Annotated in this window: 9 protein-coding genes; 5 read left to right on the forward strand and 4 right to left on the reverse strand. The window is 68.8% G+C overall.

The annotated features are described in order from the left end of the window. The first annotated feature begins 111 nt into the window (after positions 1–111). The 4 genes from ACZL02_RS18860 (at position 112) to ACZL02_RS18875 (ending at position 5,261) form a co-directional block, all read left to right on the forward strand. Positions 112–1,509, forward strand: a complete 1,398-nt coding sequence (locus ACZL02_RS18860) for a c-type cytochrome (protein ID WP_472940431.1) — start codon at positions 112–114, stop codon at positions 1,507–1,509. Beyond that, positions 1,503–1,994 (forward strand): (2Fe-2S)-binding protein, encoded by a 492-nt coding sequence (locus tag ACZL02_RS18865; protein ID WP_472940432.1) that lies wholly within the window; start codon positions 1,503–1,505, stop codon positions 1,992–1,994. The genes ACZL02_RS18860 and ACZL02_RS18865 overlap by 7 nt, the downstream gene beginning before the upstream one ends. Then, positions 1,994–4,273: a xanthine dehydrogenase family protein molybdopterin-binding subunit gene (locus ACZL02_RS18870; RefSeq protein WP_472940433.1), complete on the forward strand. Its 2,280-nt coding sequence runs from the start codon at positions 1,994–1,996 to the stop codon at positions 4,271–4,273. The genes ACZL02_RS18865 and ACZL02_RS18870 overlap by 1 nt, the downstream gene beginning before the upstream one ends. A 103-nt stretch (positions 4,274–4,376) precedes the next feature. Further along, entirely contained in the window at positions 4,377–5,261 is an 885-nt protein-coding gene (locus tag ACZL02_RS18875; RefSeq protein WP_472940434.1) for a type 1 glutamine amidotransferase, read from the forward strand. A 46-nt stretch (positions 5,262–5,307) separates the two neighbouring features. On the opposite strand, the gene ACZL02_RS18880 is transcribed toward ACZL02_RS18875, so the two are convergent. Next, positions 5,308–6,552, reverse strand: coding sequence for an ABC1 kinase family protein (locus ACZL02_RS18880; protein WP_472940435.1), 1,245 nt, complete (start codon positions 6,550–6,552; stop codon positions 5,308–5,310). Positions 6,553–6,945: 393 nt separating this feature from the next. On the opposite strand from ACZL02_RS18880, the gene ACZL02_RS18885 reads away from it, so the two are divergent. Continuing rightward, on the forward strand, positions 6,946–9,330 hold the full coding sequence (locus ACZL02_RS18885; RefSeq protein ID WP_472940436.1) for a putative bifunctional diguanylate cyclase/phosphodiesterase: 2,385 nt from the start codon (positions 6,946–6,948) through the stop codon (positions 9,328–9,330). A 12-nt stretch (positions 9,331–9,342) separates the two neighbouring features. On the opposite strand, the gene ACZL02_RS18890 is transcribed toward ACZL02_RS18885, so the two are convergent. Genes ACZL02_RS18890 through ACZL02_RS18900 form a run of 3 tightly spaced genes read right to left on the reverse strand, consistent with a single transcriptional unit; the run spans position 9,343 to position 13,539 of the window. Further along, entirely contained in the window at positions 9,343–10,275 is a 933-nt protein-coding gene (locus ACZL02_RS18890) for a sugar phosphate isomerase/epimerase family protein (protein ID WP_472940437.1), read from the reverse strand. A gap of 46 nt (positions 10,276–10,321) precedes the next feature. Further along, positions 10,322–11,830 carry a glycerol-3-phosphate dehydrogenase gene (locus tag ACZL02_RS18895; protein WP_472940438.1) on the reverse strand — a complete coding sequence of 503 codons (1,509 nt, stop codon included), beginning with the start codon at positions 11,828–11,830 and terminating at the stop codon, positions 10,322–10,324. After that, positions 11,827–13,539, reverse strand: coding sequence for an FGGY family carbohydrate kinase (locus ACZL02_RS18900; RefSeq protein ID WP_472940439.1), 1,713 nt, complete (start codon positions 13,537–13,539; stop codon positions 11,827–11,829). Before ACZL02_RS18900 ends, ACZL02_RS18895 begins: the two co-directional genes overlap by 4 nt. Positions 13,540–13,568 lie beyond the last annotated feature (29 nt).

Raw genomic sequence — 13,568 nt, forward strand, 5'->3', positions numbered from 1 at the left:
TGCCTCGCCAATGTCGCTCAATTAATCCGGGTGCCTTAGCTGTCTCCGCCGTCAGGCCGGATCGGCGGACGGCAGTGCCGGAAACGGGAGTGATGGTTTGGTGGGACACGCATGAGGCTTCAACGCATTCTCGTCGGCGTCGCGCTGGTCCTCGCCGCCGGTGCTGCGGGATTTGGCGCCCTGGCCTGGCGCGCCGAGATCGCGGCGGTCGAGCCCCCGGCGGCTGGGGCATTCGACGCCGCCGTCATCCGCCAGGGCGAGCAGCTTGCCGCCATCGGCAACTGCATCGTCTGCCACACCAAGCCCGGCGGCGAGGCTTTCGCGGGTGGCCTCGCGCTGCCGACGCCTTTCGGCACGATCTACGCCACCAACATCACGCCGGACCCCGAGACCGGCATCGGCGGCTGGTCCGAGGCAGCCTTCAACCGCGCCATGCGCGAAGGCGTCGATCGCGAGGGCCGGCACCTCTATCCCGCCTTTCCGTTCGACCATTTCACCAAGGTCACCGACGCGGATAACCGCGCGCTCTACGCCTACCTGATGACCCGCACCCCGGTGGCGGTGGAGACGCCGGTGAACGAGATGCCGTTCCCGTTCAACATCCGGCTGGCGATGGCCGGCTGGAAGCTGCTCTTCCTCGACGAGGGCCCCTACGAGAACGATCCGGCGCACGACGCGGTCTGGAACCGCGGCGCCTATCTCGCCGAGGGGCTCGGCCATTGCGGCGCCTGCCATACCCCGCGCAATCTCCTTGGCGCCGAGAAGGCCGACGCGCACTTCGCCGGCGGCGAGGCCGAGGGTTGGACCGCCTATGCGCTGAACGGCGCGTCGCCGGCGCCCATCCCGTGGACCGTCGACAGCCTGACGCAGTATCTCTCGACCGGCTGGGAGGCGCAGCACGGCGTCTCGCGCGGCTCGATGGCCCCGGTCACCGGCAATCTCGGCTCCGCATCGCCCGAGGACGTGCGGGCCATCGCCACATACGTCGCCTCGGTGATGGGAGAGCCATCGCCGGAGAAGACCGCGAAGGCCGAGACCCTGAAGGCGCTTGCCTTGCCGCCGCCGGTCCAGACGCAGTCCGCCGGCAGCCAGTCCGTTCCGCCGGCAGCCTCCGCCGACGATCCGGGTGCGGCGATCTATGCTGCCGCCTGCGCCAGCTGTCATGATGCGGGGCGTCCACTGCCCTATGGCGGCCTGCCGCTGCGCTTCAGCACCGCGGTCTACGGGCCGACCCCGCAGAACCCGATCAACGTCGTCCTCTACGGCCTTCCCGCCGCAGAGGGAGAGGCGGGGCCGATGATGCCGGGCTTTGCCGGCTCCCTCGACGACGACCAGATGGCCGCGCTGCTCGGCTACATCCGCAAGACGTTCAGCGACCAGCCGGCCTGGACGGACGTGAAGGCCGCCGTTGCCGAGATTCGGGCGGGCCATGCGGAGACGCAGCTGCGCGCCTCCGACGGCACGTCGTCCGCCCCCGCCAACCCGACGAGACGAGAAACAGCATGGTAGCCCTCACCGTCAACGGCCGGTCGCACCAGATCAGCTCGGAGCCCGATACCCCTCTGCTCTACGTTCTCCGGGACGAACTCCAGCTCAACGCCGCCAAGTATGGCTGCGGTCTCGGCCAGTGTGGCGCATGCACGGTAATGGTCGATGGCGAGGCGGTGGTGTCCTGCGTCGTGCCGGTGATGCTGCTCGACGGGCGGCAGGTGACGACGGTCGAGGGCCTCGGCACGGTCGACGCGCCGGGCCCGATGCAGCAGGCCTTCATAGAGGAGCAGGCGGCGCAGTGCGGCTACTGCATACCGGGCATGATGATGCGGGCGCAGGCCTTGCTGCAGCGCAACCCGGCGGCTTCGGAAGAGGACATCCGCGGGCACATGGAGCCCAACCTCTGCCGCTGCGGCACCCATATGCGGATCGTCGCCGCCATCAAGCGGGCTGGGGCGCTGATGCAGATCGCCTCGCCCAAGGGCACGGGAGGCGCAAGCTGATGGCCACGTCGTCCCCCGATACCTCGGCAACGCGCATCACCCGCCGCACGATGCTGCTCGGCAGCGGCACGCTGGTCCTCAGCTTTTCCAGCGGCGCTTTGGCCCAGACGGCCGCGAAGGCCGGCGACGAGACGCAGAACTTCGAGGCGACGCCGGAAGCTGCCCCGGACCTGCCGGGAAGCCTCAAGACGACGCCCGACCTCGACGCCTGGATCCGGGTCGACGCCGACGGGGCGGTGACGGTGTTCACCGGCAAGGCCGAGCTCGGTCAGGGCATCAAGACCGCCATCCTGCAGATCGCCGCCGAGGAGCTGGAGGTGCCGTTCGAGACGCTGACGCTGGTGGGCCCGGATACCGCCCGCAGCCCGAACGAGGGTTTCACCGCCGGCAGCCATTCGGTGCAGGACAGTGGTACCGCGGTGCGCAATGCCGCCGCACAGGTGCGCGAAATTCTGCTCGGGCAAGCGGCGCTGCGCCTGTCGTTGCCGGTCGAGGGGCTGCGCGCCGAGGAAGGCGCGGTGCTGGCGCCCGACGGCAGGCGGCTCGGCTATGGCGAGCTGGTCTCGGCCGAGCTCATCCATGTCCGCGCCCAGCCGACGTCGCGGCTGAAGCTGGCGGCGGACTTTCGCGAGATGGGCAAGCCGCGCCAGCGGATCGACATTCCCGGCAAGGTTACCGGCGCTGCCGCCTATGTCCAGGACATGCGCCCGGAAGGCATGGTGCACGGCCGAGTCGTCCGGCCGCCAAGCCCCGGCGCGGTCATTCGAAGCGCCGATCTCGCGCCGGTCGAGGCGCTGCCCGGCGTCCTCAAGGTCATCCGCAACGGCAACTTCCTCGCAGTGCTGGCCGAGCGGGAGTGGCAGGCGATCAAGGCCATGCGCACGCTCTCGACGCTCGTCGTCTGGGAGGAGCGCCCAAGCCTGCCGGCGATCGCGACGCTTCCGGCAAGCTTGATGGCGATGCCGCACGAGGACGGCATCGTTGCGAACGAAGGCCGGCCCACCCCGGGCGTCCGCCGGCAGGAGGCGATTTTCACGCGGCCTTACCAGCTGCACGGCTCGATCGGGCCATCCTGCGCGCTGGCCGTGCTCGCCGACGGCGTGACGACGGTCTGGACGCATACCCAGGGGGTCTATCCCGACCAGAAGGCGATCGCCGAGATGCTGGGCGTCGAGACCGCCAAAGTGCGCTGCATCCATGCCGAGGGCTCCGGCTGCTACGGCCACAACGGCGCCGACGATGCCGCTGCCGATGCGGCCCTTCTGGCGCAGGCGCTGCCGGGCCGGCCGGTCCGGCTGCAGTGGATGCGCGAGCAGGAGCATGCCTGGGAGCCATTCTCGCCGGGCATGGTGACGAAGGTCCAGGCCGGGCTCGACGATGCCGGTTCGGTCGTCGACTGGAACTACGAGGTCTGGAGCAGCACGCACAATTCCCGGCCGGGAACCGCGGGCGCGCTGCTGGCGGCGCAGCACATCGAGACGCCGTTCACGCCGGCCCCGCCGAAACTGCAGATCACGCCCGAGGGCAATGGCGACCGCAACTCCAACCCGCTCTACGCCTTCCCCAACCGCAACGTGGTCTGGCATTTCCTCACCGAGATGCCGCTGCGGGTCTCGGCACTGCGCGGGCTCGGCGCCTACATGAACGTCTTCTCGATCGAGAACTTCATGGACGATCTCGCCGCTTCCGCGAACGCCGATCCGGTGGAATACCGCCTCCGCCATCTTCAGGATCCGCGGGCCCGCGACGTCGTTTCGCTGGCCGCCGAGAAGTTCGGCTGGAAGGCCGGGCAAAAGCCGCCGCAGAACCACGGCTATGGCTTCGCCTTCGCCCGCTACAAGAATCTCGCCGCCTACTGCGCGGTGGCGATGGAGGTGGTGGTCGAGCCCGATACCGGCCGGGTGCGGATGCTCAGGGCGAACGCCGCGGTCGATGCCGGCGAGATCGTCAACCCCGACGGCGTGCGCAACCAGGTGCAAGGCGGCATCGTCCAGGCCGCCAGCTGGACGCTCTACGAGGGCGTCACCTTCGACGATACGAGGGTGACGAGCGTCGACTGGTCGACCTATCCGATCCTCCGGTTCGATGCCCTGCCAGCCTCGGTCGACGTGGAGATCGTGCCGCGGCCGGGCACGCCGTTTCTTGGCGCTGGCGAATGCGGGCAAGGGCCGGGCGGCGCGGCGCTCGCCAATGCCGTCACCCACGCGACCGGGCGCCGCATCTACGATCTGCCGCTCAACCGCGAGCGGGTGCGCGCGGCTTGCCGGCGGGAGGCCTGAAGGGTCGCGCCGGAATGCCGCCGGTTTGATCGGGCGCTGACTGTCGGCGGCGCGGGGCCTGTCCATATCCCTGCCGAACCAGCAGACATCGATCGGAACGCGCTTGCCACCCCATTACCTCGTCGTCGCCAGTGAGACCGCAGACCAGCGGAAGGAGCGGCGCCAGAACGTCGGTGCCACTTCAAGCGAGACTTTCGCAACGACGCTGACGAGCCTCGTGCCGGGGTGCCGGGTCGACGAGATGTCCTGCGTCGATGGCAACACGCCGCCTTCGCTGGAGCATCTCCGGCGCTACGACGCGGTCTTCCTGTCGGGTTCTCCGATCAGCATGAACAAGGAGACGCCGGAGACGCTGGAGGCGGCCGCCTTCATGCGCCGCGTCTTCGAGTCCGGCGTCCCTTCCTTCGGATCCTGCGCCGGCCTGCAGATTGCCGCCGTGGCGGCCGGCGGCGCGACCAAGCCACGAGAGCCACGGACGGAGGCGGCCTTCGCGCGCGGCATCGTTGCGACCGATGCCGGCCGCGACCATCCGCTGCTGCGGGGGAGGCCGCTCGCCTGGGACGCGCCGGCCATGCACTCGGACGAGGTGGCGCAACTCCCGGCATCAGCGCGGGTGCTGGCGAGAACCACGACCACCCCGGTCCAGGCGGCGGAAATTAGCCATGCCGGCGGGACGTTCTGGGGTGTCCAGTATCACCCCGAACTGACGCTTGCAGAGATCGCGGCCGCGCTGCGACGGCAATCGAACGAGCTTGTCGAAGAAAAGCTCGCTGCCGATGACAGCGCCGTCTCGGACCATGCCGGCCGGATCGACGCCCTCGACGCCGATCCGCAGCGCAAGGATCTGGCTTGGCAGCTGGGCCTCGACAAGGAAGTGACGGACGCCGACTGCCGGATGCGCGAAATTCGCAACTTCATCGACAGCGCTGCATCGCTTCGGGCCCCCAGTGCCATGGCCGCGGGGGACGCGATGGCCGAGACCGCCTGACCCGCCCGCCGGTTCGGCGAACGGCACGACGTGGTATTCTCAGTGCTCAGAGATGGCGCTGGAGCAGCGCCTTCACGTCGACCCGCGCCTTCAGCCGGGCGGCCAGGAGGTAGGTGCCGCCAAACTTGCGTTGGAGAAAGAGCGCGTCGGTGGGGGGTAGACGCCATCCGTCGCGCTCTCCGGCGAACTCCATGCCTTGTTCGCGCAGGTCGCTGATAATCCGCGTATCGCCGAAGTCGAAAACCGCCGAGCGCAGCAAGGGCTCGGCGGCCCTGTCGAACATCGCCATCACATTGTCCTGGTGGCGCTGCGGCACCGACGCGTCGATCAGGCCCATCCCGGTCAAGGCTGCCTTCACGGCCGGCCGGTCATTGGCGAGCGTCGCCTGGGCGAGGCGTCGGCACTCTTCCGAGAACGCCGCCGAAAAAGCCCGCGTCGCGCCGAAGTCGAGGAGGACGACCCGGCGGCTCTCCCGATCGTAGCGGTAGTTGGCAAGGTTTGGATCCGTCTGCATCAGCCGAAAGGTGAAGAGCTCGCGAAACGAGAGGTCGAGGAGCAGCGCGGCCACGCGGTCGCGCTCCTCCTGCGGGGCACTCTCCAGCGTTTCGATCGGCACGCTGTCGACATAGTCCATCGCCAGCACCTCTGGGCCGCTGAGATCACGGTGGACGGCCGGGAGCATGAAGTCTGGATCGTCCCCGAGGAGACCGGCGAAGCGTTCGAGGCAATCGGCCTCGCGCCCGTAGTCGGCCTCCTCGTGCAGCTGCCGCTTCGCCTCGCCGAGCAGCGGGGCGACGTCGAGGTGCCGCGGCACCATGCCGGACATCCGCAGGAGCGTCGCAACGTTGTCGACATCGCTGTCGATGCTGTGCCGGACGCCGGGATACTGGATCTTGACGGCGAGGTCCCGGCCGTCGCGGGTGAAGGCCCGGTGCACCTGCCCGATCGAGGCGGCGGCGATCGGGCGGAACGAGAAGCTCTCGAGTCGTTGCTGCCAGCCCGGCCCCCAGGCACCGTCGAGCACCGCCTGCACCTGCCGGCGCGGCATGGGCTCGGCATCGGCCCGCAGCCGCGCCATGATGGCGCCGAGCTCGGGCGGCAGGATGTCGCCGGCCTCCATCGAGATCAGCTGGCCCATCTTCATCGCCGCCCCGCGCAGCTGCGCCAGCTGTTCCGTCACCCTGACGACGTTGGCGGGGGTCAGGAGCAAATCCTCCAGCCGAGGGCGGTCGCCCCGCGCGAAACGGCGGGCGCCGTCCAGCAGCATGCCCCCGGCTATGCCGGTCGCCATCCCACCGAGCCGTGCCAGCCGGGACAGGCGGCGGCTGGGAACGGGAGAACCCGGCGAAGGTGGAGTGCGCGGCGCCAATTCGATCAGCCTTTGCAAGAGAATGTCCATGCGGGCCGGCGGCACGCCTGATCCCGCAACTGGCACTGGCTGGCGGGAAAACAACGGCGGGCGCCTGCGACCCTTCGTCAGGCGAACCGGGCCCTGCAACCTGGACGGCACAAGGCGGAAAACGCTGACGAATGCCTATTCTTCAGCGGGCAAGCTGTCACCGGCGAGGCGACCTTGCGGAAGCTGTTAGTAATACGGGTTACTTTGTATCTTAATTTGCCAGCCAACCATCATATGAGGTTTTGTGTTTAGGTGAATGCAACTCTTTGGCGTGTTAGTGGCGTGATGGATAGCTTCCTTATCAAACTTGCGAGCAGTCATTCTCCGCTCTTCGTGGTCGGCGCTGCGATCATCTGCGCGATCACCGCCTGGTTGATCCTGTCGCTGCTCGAGCAGGCCAGCGTCTCATCGGGACGCCAGCGGCTCAATTGGCTGGCGGGCGTCGCCTTGGGCGGCGGCCTCGGGGTCTGGACGACCCACTTCATCGCGATGCTGGGCTTTCGGCCTGACTTTCCCTTGGGCTACGACGCCTCGATCACCATCGCTTCCGCCATGATCGGTATCGGCCTCATCGGCCTGCCGCTCGCCGCCACCGCGCTGACCGAAAACCGCCTCGTGCGGGTAAGCTGCGGGGCGATCGCCGGGGGAGGCGTGGCGGCCATGCATTTCACCGGCATGCTGGCGCTTCAGGGGTGCCTCGTCTCCCACTCGCCGATCATCGTCATTTCCGCCGCGCTGACGGGCATCACGCTCTTCGCCCTCGCCTTCGCCATCCCCGCCCATCCGCGGTCGAAGGTCATTGTGGCCGCCCTGATCGTTGCCGGCGTCTGCGCGGTGCATTTCCTGGCGATGACCGGGGTTTCGATCGCGCCGATCGCCGGCGGCGTGCTGGCGGGTGTCGACCATGTCACGCTCGGCACCGTCGTCGCGGTCATCGCCCTCTGTCTCTTCGCCTCGGCCTCCAGCTCCGCGGTTTCCTCCGCCAAACTGGAGGAGCAGACCCGGCAGGGCGTGCTTCTCAGTGCGGCGCTCAACAACATGTCCAACGGCCTCCTGCTGATCAGCCCCGCCGGCAAGGTCATCCTGCGCAACGACCGCCTTTTGAAGCTCTTCGAAATCGACGAAAGCCATGTGACGATCGGCATGTCGTTGCGCGAATACCTCAACCGCCTCGGCGTTCATCTCGGCTGGAGCGCCATGCGCATCAACCGGGTGATCGAGAACCATGTCTCCTGGTTCGCCCGATCCGACACCACCTATCTCGAGCATGGGCTCGACGATGGCCGGGTGATCAGCGTCGCCTGCCGGCCGATGAACGGTGGCGGTGCGGTGCTGACCTACGACGACGTCACCGTCGAGCGAAAGGCGCAGAAGGATCTGGAGCGCCTCGCCTACGTCGACTCGCTGACAGAGCTGCCGAACCGGCGCGCCGTCAGGCAGGAGCTGGCGACCGCCCTGCAGGTCGGCGAGGAGATCGCCCTGCTGTTCATCGATCTCGATCACTTCAAGACCATCAACGACACGCTCGGACATGCCGTCGGCGACCAGCTCCTCATCGACGTCGGATACCGCCTACGCGCGGTCTGCGCGCAGGGAGAGTTCGTGGCTCGGCTGGGCGGCGACGAACTGGCGATGATCTCACGGGCGACGACCGACGAGGCGGTCAACCAGCTGGCCGGCGCGATCGTGGCGGCGATTGCCGAGCCTTTCTCGATCCGCGATCACACCATCATCATCGGCTGCACCGTTGGCGTCTCCACCACGCGGGACACGCGCGACGCCGACACGCTGATCCAGTATGCCGATCTCGCGCTGTTCCGCGCCAAGTCGAACGGCCGCGGCCAGAGCCAGCTCTACGAGGCCGGCATGCAGGAGGCGGCGAGGGAGCGGCGGCGGATGGAGGCCGATCTCCGCGTGGCGCTGTCGTGCAACCAGTTCAGCCTGGTGTTCCAGCCTCTGTGCCGGATCCTCGATGGCACCATCATCGGCTTCGAGGCGCTGATCCGCTGGAGTCATCCGGAGCACGGTCCGATCCCGCCCGACCGTTTCATTCCGGTGGCGGAGGAGACCGGGATCATTCTCGAGATCGGCGAGTGGGCGCTGCGGGAGGCCTGTTTCCAGGCTGCCGCCTGGCCGGTCGACGTCCATGTCGCCGTCAACGTCTCGCCGGTGCAGCTCCGCAGCAAGGCGTTCGTGCTGTCGGTGGCGAAGGCGCTGGCCGATTGCGACCTCAGCCCCGCGCGCCTCGAGATCGAGCTCACCGAGACCGCTCTCGTCGAGGACGGCCTGCAGATCGCCGCCAGCCTCCAGGCGCTCCGCCAGCTCGGCATCCGCGTGTCGATGGACGATTTCGGGACCGGCTATTCCTCCTTCGCCCACCTCGTCGACTTCGACCTCGACCGGATCAAGATCGATCGCTCCTTCGTCCAGGCGGCTCCGGGCAAGGACAGCGCGCGCGCGGTGGTGCGTGCGGTGGTGCAGATGGCGCGGGACCTCCACGTCTTCACCATCGGCGAGGGCGTCGAGACCCCCGAGCAACTGGCGCTGCTGGAGCGGCTCGGCTGCGACGCGGCCCAGGGCTACCTGCTCGGTCGCCCGATGCCCGCCGCCGCCGCGCGCGATCTGCTTCGAAGCCAGACTGCCGCCAGGCATGTCATCCGCGCCCATTGAGGCGCCGACCCGTCACACCGTGAGGTCGCTGGCTCCGGTATCGATGTGCGGCGCCCAGAAGGCGATGCTCTCGGCGATCGCGGCGATCACCCTGCGGTCGTCCGGCTCGCGCTCCTTGAACGAGAGCTCGAGGCAGATCTCGTTGTCCGCGGCCCCGCCTTGCGCAAAGGCCTCCAGCAGCGCCGCCGGCTGGACACGGCCGTTGGCGTTGTGCTCGGCGGTGAACGGGCGGTGGCCGCCCTTGTCCATCTTGCTCTGCTTGATGTGGATGATCGGCGAGACCCTCGGCACCGCGCGCGCCCAGGCATAGGGGTCGGTGTCGTCGGGATCGGGCGAGGAGACGTCGCCATGGTCGATGTCGGCCATCATCCACATCGGGATCGCCATGTTGGCTGCGGTCAGCCTGTCCTGCAGCGCCATGGTCTCCGGGATGGTATGGCCGAACTCGCGGCCGACCGACATCGGCTCCCAGAAGACGGAGGTGAGGCCCGCCTTCTCTCCATGTTCGGCGACTTCCGCCCAGCAGTCGATGGCGATGCGGATCAGGTCCTCGCGCCGCTGGGGATCGTCGTAGTCGGCATAGGTGAAGATCGCGAACTGGGTGCCGACCGACGTGCCGCCGAGGTCGGCGGTGATGTCGGCGAAGGTCTTGAACCAGTCGACGTAGTAGCGCCGGACGTCGCGGTCGGGATGGCCGAAATGGTTGAGCCGTCCAAAGGGCCCGGTCATGCCGCTGGTCACGCGCACGCCGGTCCGCTGCAGCGCCGCGGCCATCTGGCGGGTGAGGCGGCGGATCACGGGGGCGGGCCAGGACGGGTTGATGAACTCGTGCGTCAGCTGCAGGTCGCGGATCTTCAGGTCGCGGGCGACGGTGTCGATCAGGTCGTCCGGGTCGGCGAAGCGGTTGACCAGCGGATTGGTGTTCAGCGACAGCGTCAACGGCATGCGGCGGGTCTCCGGGGGAGGAACGGGCGGGAAGCGCGGCGGAAGGTCAGGCGGCCGGCGCGAAGGTTTCGTCGAACCATTGCGTGAAGCCGGCCTGCTCGGCCGGGCTCATGTGCAGCGCCTGCTTGGTGCGCCGCCGCAAGACGTCCTCGGCGGTCTTCGCCCATTCCCGCGCGACGAGGTAGCGCACTTCGTTCTCGTAGAGCTGCGCCCCGAAATGCCGGCCAAGGCCATCCATCGACTGTGCCGTGCCGATGATCTCGCGCGTCCGCGTGCCGTAAAGCCTGCCGAAATGCAGGATCAGCCGGCGCGGCATGAAGGGATAGGCGACACGCATGTCCTCGGCGAACTGGACGAAATCGGCATTCGCGATGTCGCCGCCCGGCAGCACCGCCTCGCGCGTCCAGCTGCCGCCGATCGACGGGAAGAACTTCGCGATCTTCTCGATGGCGTGTTCCGACAACTCGCGGAACGTCGTGATCTTGCCGCCGTAGATGCTGAGCATCGGCGCGCCGTCGCCCTCGTCGAGGTCGAAGCTGTAGTCGCGCGTCACCGCCGAAGGATTGCCCTGGCCGTCGTCGAACAGCGGCCGGACGCCCGAGAACGTCTCGATCACGTCCTCGCGCCGCAGCTTCTCCTTGAAGTAGCGGTTCACCGCCGTCAGCAGGTAGTCGATCTCGGCGGCATCGGCCGTCACTTCCTCGGCGCGTCCCTCATAGGGAATGTCGGTGGTGCCGATCAGCGCCCGGTCGCCCTCGTAGGGGTTGATGAAGATCACCCGCTTGTCGTGGTTCTGGACGAGGTAGGCGTGCTGCCCTTCCCAGAACTTCGGCACGATGATGTGGCTGCCCTTGACCAGGCGCACGTTGCGCCGGCTGTTGCGCCCGGCCACCCGGCCGACGATGTCGTTGACCCAGGGGCCGGCGGCATTGACGAGGCAGCGGGCCCGGACGGTGCGCACGGTGCCCGTCGCCTGGTCGGTCAGCTCGATCGTCCAGGCGCCGTCGACGCGGCGGGCGCTGGTGCAGGCGGTGCGGGTCAGAACCTCGGCGCCCTTGTCGGCAGCGCCGACGGCGTTGAGGACGACCAGACGTGCATCGTCCACCCAGCAGTCGGAATACTCGAAGCCCTTGGGGTACTTGTCGAGGATAGGCGCGCCCTCGGGGTCGCGGGTGAGGTCGAGGCTGCGCGTTCCCGGCAGGCGCTTGCGGCCGCCGAGATGGTCGTAGAGGAAGAGGCCGAGCCGGACCAGCCAGGCCGGGCGGTCGTCCGGGCTGTGCGGCAGCACGAAGCGCATCGGCCAGATGATGTGGCTCGCCGAGGCCAGCAGCACCTCGCGCTCGATCAGCGCCTCGCGCACCAGCCGGAACTCGTAATATTCGAGATAGCGTAGCCCGCCATGCACCAGCTTGCCCGAGCGCGACGACGTGCCTTCGGCGAGATCGCCCTTCTCGCACAGGATGACCGAGAGGCCGCGGCCGGCAGCGTCCCGGGCGATGCCGGCGCCGTTGATGCCGCCGCCGATGACGAGGAGGTCGACCATGGTTTCCGTCATCGGGCTGATTCCGTTTCGTTCGTTGTCACAGTGGCGGCAAGGTCCGCCGACGCTACGGTCTTGTCTGTAGGTCGTGCCGACGGTACGGCGTTGGCAGGATCCACCGACAACAGGCTGTCGGCGGGCTGAGTGCCGGGGGGAGCGCCGGGATCGGCGCGCGGGGTGGCTTGCCGCCCTTCGGCCATCTCCCGCCAGGTCGGCTCGAGCGCCCGGCGGGCGGTGGCGTAGACGGGGAAAAGCCGCTGATAGGTGCGCGCCAGGGCCGGGTCCGGCAGCTCCGGCGGGCCGATCAGCGGCACCACCCATTCGGCGATGCAGGTTTCCATGTCGGGATAGGCCGAGATCGCGACCGCCGCCATCATCGCGGCACCCGCAGCACCCGCCTCCTCGCGCTCGGACACCCGCACCGGCGCGCCGACGGCGGCGGCGAGCACTGCCCGCAGCGAGCGGGAGCGGGCCGCCCCGCCGGTCAGCCGGAGCTCGCCCGGCATGTCGCCCATCGCGGCGTAGCAATCGCGCGCGGCCATGCCGAGGCCCTCAACGACGGCGCGCAGCAGATCGGGGAAACGGTGGCCGCTGGACAGGCCGATGAAGCCGGCGCGGGCATCGGAGTTGACGAAGGGGCCGCGCTCGCCGGCGGAGATGTAGGGGTGGTAGAGGAGGGCGCCCGGCTCGCTCTTCGCCAGCCAGCCCTCGATCCGGCCGACGAGCTCGGCTTTCGGCACCGCGGGGCCGAACTCGGCGATGAGGTCGGCGGCAAGGCCCAGCGCCCAGTCGATGTTCAGCGTCGCTGCCATGTTGGTCTGGACCTGCGTGACGATCCCCGGCAGCGGCAAGGCGATGACATAGCCCGTCCCCTCGGCATTGAGGACGATGTCCTCGCTCCGCACGGCGCGCATGTGCACGCCGGTGGAACCGACTGTCGAGCAGGCGGCATCGCGATCGCCGGTGTGGACGCCCGCGCCGAGCGCCGTCATCACCATGTCGACATAGCCGAGGCTGACCGGCGTGCCCGCAAGGAGCCCCGTCGCGGCTGCCGCCTCGGCCGACAGCGGATGCGTCGTCATCGTGCCGTCGACGATCTCCGGCAGCAGCCCGCGCCGCGCCCGCAGGCCGAGCCCGTCGATCACGGCATCGTCGTACTGGCGGCTGCGGAAATTGCCGAAAGTGAAGCTCGCCTCCGACGGGTCGGTCGCCCTGATGCCGGTGAGGTTGAGGTAGAGCCAGTCCTTGCAGTGCAGCGCCACCTCGGCACGGTCAAGCAGCTCCGGCGCCACGGCCGCCATGTGCGCCAGCTGCGCGCCTTGCTGGCAGGTGTTGAGGCCAGTGCCGGTCGCCTCGAAACGCTGGCGCTCCGTCCCGAGCGCGGCGAGCCGGCGGACGGTCGGCGCGGATCGGGCATCGAGCCAGAGCCAGGCATCGGTCACCGGCACGTTGTCGCGGCCGACGAGCCAGGTCCCGTCGCCCTGGCCTGTGACTGCGACGGCAGCGGTGCGCCGGGCGAGGTCTGTCACCTTGTCGCCAAGCGCCCGAAGCGCCGCGGCGCAGTCGTCCCAAGTCCGGCCGAGTGGCTGCGTCGCCGCGCCGTCGCCGGTCTCCGCGTAGCGGTTGAGAACGGAGGCAGCCGCCAGCTGTCGCCCGGCAAGGTCGAAGGCGACCGCCTTGATCACCGAGGTGCCGGCATCGATGCCGATCAGGATGTCAGCCATGCCGGCGGCTCCCGTCGTGAAAGGTCATG

The sequence above is a fragment of the Mesocryomonas fontinalis genome (genome assembly GCF_055730125.2).

Bases quoted from the DNA above. Each gene is read 5' to 3' on its own strand.
- ACZL02_RS18860 (WP_472940431.1), top strand. From the start codon at position 112: ATGAGGCTTCAACGCATTCTCGTCGGCGTCGCGCTGGTCCTCGCCGCC.
- ACZL02_RS18900 (WP_472940439.1), bottom strand. From the start codon at position 13,539: ATGGCTGACATCCTGATCGGCATCGATGCCGGCACCTCGGTGATCAAG.
- ACZL02_RS18895 (WP_472940438.1), bottom strand. From the start codon at position 11,830: ATGACGGAAACCATGGTCGACCTCCTCGTCATCGGCGGCGGCATCAAC.
- ACZL02_RS18865 (WP_472940432.1), top strand. From the start codon at position 1,503: ATGGTAGCCCTCACCGTCAACGGCCGGTCGCACCAGATCAGCTCGGAG.
- ACZL02_RS18880 (WP_472940435.1), bottom strand. From the start codon at position 6,552: ATGGCGACCGGCATAGCCGGGGGCATGCTGCTGGACGGCGCCCGCCGT.
- ACZL02_RS18885 (WP_472940436.1), top strand. From the start codon at position 6,946: ATGGATAGCTTCCTTATCAAACTTGCGAGCAGTCATTCTCCGCTCTTC.
- ACZL02_RS18890 (WP_472940437.1), bottom strand. From the start codon at position 10,275: ATGCCGTTGACGCTGTCGCTGAACACCAATCCGCTGGTCAACCGCTTC.
- ACZL02_RS18870 (WP_472940433.1), top strand. From the start codon at position 1,994: ATGGCCACGTCGTCCCCCGATACCTCGGCAACGCGCATCACCCGCCGC.